Raw genomic sequence first — 2,869 nt, 5'->3', positions numbered from 1 at the left:
TTATGGTCTAAACTGGCAGCTAAATCCTGAATCTCCTGCGTAATCTGAATATCATGTGTCTCGTCTAAATCACCTTTTGTAGGTGCAGTTAATTCAGGTATAGTTTTAATCGTTGATAATTGTTCTCCTGCCTTCTTTAACTCCTCTTGTGTAAATAATCTTCCTTCAGGAGGGTTAACAGATTCATATCCCTCTAATTCCTCAATAGACACATATTTCGGCTCTGTAGGTGGCATTCGCCTTTCGGGTAGTTCAGGTTGTGGACCAGGACGATATACATTATCTACCTTTAACTCTGTCTCTATGTAGTCTAATAATTCCGTAATCCGTTGTTCGATGTCCGTAGTTTGATTAGTTAATTCATTTAGATACCTCTTTAGCCTGGATAGTTTCTCATCATACTCTTTAACATAACTTTTATGTCTGTCAAATACTTCTTCACCAAACCCCTTTGTCTGAACTAATTGTTCTATCTGTTTAAACTTTATCTGGACATCTTTGTTGATTAAATCTAATAGTGGTGTAAAACTGGCTATCTTTATTTGTAGATTTTTTAGATGATTGATTGAGGGGGGGGTAGATTTAATGTCTTTTAGAGTAGTTTTGAGGCAAGATTCTAATTCTTCAATTACCTTAGTTAACTTCTTTGCCTCTGGGGATAATATGCCTTTTGGGGCAATTTGAGATGATAATTTATGGACTTGTTTAGAAAGAGTGGATATTTTTTTAGCTTGATAAGTCAAATCTGTTGCATTTAAACTAATTGGCAGGAAACAGAAGATAAAGGAATATAAAGCAATTTTAAATACTTTCACCATTTTTCTCCTTCTTAGCCATTTATTAGCTTATATAAACTATACCACAAGAATTAAAAAATGTCAAGATAAAAAAATTATTTTTTTGTAATTTGATGTCAACTGAAGTTTCGTTAATTTAAGGAGCCATTGAGGCTATCTGAATCCTTCTCAATCTGTTTATTTTGCTCAAAGATGGCAAAATTAGGCTCAAAAGCCTGATGATTTTTTTTGCAACTTATCCTTTGAAGTTGAGTTGATAAAAAATGCTTCACCTATTTTCTTCCCTTTGTGTCCTTTGCGTTACTACTTTGTACCCTTTGTGGTTTATCCTTTTTTAACCGCAGAGAACGCAAAGAAATCGACCGCAAAGAACGCAAAGATTAAAGGAGAAAGGAATCATAGAAAATTCACGAAACTCCAGTTACCTTAAAAATGGTAACTATTCTGCCACAGACGGACACAGATGAAACACTGAAAATTCGTAAATCGTGTCCGTTTTCCGTGTCCGTAATTAGGCTGAAGGTTTTTTCCTCCTTCTGCCTTCTGCCCTCTGTCCTCTGCTATTTATCCGTGCTAATCCGTGTCAATCAGTGGTTGAATAGTTACTTGTTTTTTATTATCCCGCAACTTCATTAATGACTGAATGCTTACCTTTTTTGGGACAGATTAAAGGCTTCATGTAATAACTTAACTGCGTCTTCTGCACGGTCTTTTTTAATAATGCAAGATATTTTTATCTCAGATGTGCTAATCATATCAAGATTAATTCCTTTTGATGCCAGGACAGAAAACATCTTTGCCGCTACCCCTGAATGACTTCGCATACCCACTCCAACAATAGAGACCTTGGCAACATTATCATCTGAAGTTATTTCCTTTGCCCCTATTTGTTTAGCCACCTCCTCTACAATTTTAACTGCTCTGGTTAGATCAGATTTACTGACGGTAAAAGAGATTTCATTTGTTTCATTTGAAGGGGCACTTTGAACAATCATATCGACATTGGTATTTTTGTCACTTAATGCCGTAAATATTTTTGCGGCCATACCCGGTTTATCAGGCACATCTAAAATAGTAATCTTTGCTTCATCAAGATTTAAAGTTACCCCACTGACTAATATTTCTTCCATATCTGCTACCTCCTCACAAACTATAGTTCCAGGTGAATCATTAAAACTGGACCTGACATGAATTTTAACTCCAAATTTCTTAGCCATTTCCACAGAGCGTGATTGAAGAACCTTTGCCCCAGCACTGGCTAATTCCAACATCTCTTCATAAGAGATTAATTCTATCTTTCGAGCATCCGGAACAATTCTTGGGTCAGCCGTATAGACACCTTCTACATCCGTAAATATTTCACAAACATCAGCATCTAATACGGCGGCTAATGCCACAGCGGTTGTATCTGAGCCCCCTCTACCCAGTGTTGTAATATCTCCTTCTTCTGTAATGCCTTGAAATCCAGCAACTACCACGATTTTACCTGATTTTAGTTCTTTTAGAATTCTCTCGGTGCTTACCTTTTGAATTTTGGCTTTAGTGTATGCTTTATCTGTCAAAATCTCAACTTGCTGAGCGTTTAGAGATACCGCAGGACACCCCATCGAGGTTAAAGCAATACTCATTAAGGCACAGGAGATTTGCTCACCAGTGGATAATAACATATCCATTTCCCGTTCATCAGGTAGAGTAGTAATTTGGTGAGCTAATTCAATCAAGTCATCCGTCGTATCGCCTAATGCAGAAACAACAACTACTATTTGATGTTCTGTTTTCTTAGCCCGGACTATTTGTTCTGCAACTTTTTTTATCCGTTCTGGAGTAGCCACTGATGAACCACCATATTTTCTAACAGTTATTCCCATTCTAATTCTCTCCTTATTTGTGGTAACTGGTAACTGGTGAATAGTAATTAGTTACCAGTTACTCACTTTTCTATTTTAAAAAATTATACCTTATGAAATAAAAAATGTCAATCATTTTTTACTTGCATTTTTTTAACATATCTGGTAATATTAATAGATGACAATGCAACCAGAAATAAAAATTTATAAAAGATTAAAGATAAA

Annotated in this window: 3 protein-coding genes; all 3 read right to left on the bottom strand. The window is 35.8% G+C overall.

Annotated elements, in window-relative coordinates:
* The coding region (locus AB1422_18625; protein MEW6621315.1) for a hypothetical protein at positions 1-818 on the bottom strand (818 nt) is incomplete at its 3' end.
* Between the two features lie 110 nt (positions 819-928).
* Positions 929-1,069, bottom strand: a complete 141-nt coding sequence (locus AB1422_18620; GenBank protein MEW6621314.1) for a hypothetical protein — start codon at positions 1,067-1,069, stop codon at positions 929-931.
* A 375-nt stretch (positions 1,070-1,444) separates the two neighbouring features.
* On the bottom strand, positions 1,445-2,665 hold the full coding sequence (locus AB1422_18615; GenBank protein ID MEW6621313.1) for an aspartate kinase: 1,221 nt from the start codon (positions 2,663-2,665) through the stop codon (positions 1,445-1,447).
* Positions 2,666-2,869: the final 204 nt, after the last annotated feature.

This window comes from bacterium (assembly GCA_040757115.1).
Lineage (GTDB): Bacteria > UBA9089 > CG2-30-40-21 > CG2-30-40-21 > SBAY01 > JBFLXS01.
This window is presented reverse-complemented; position numbering and strand designations above follow the sequence as displayed.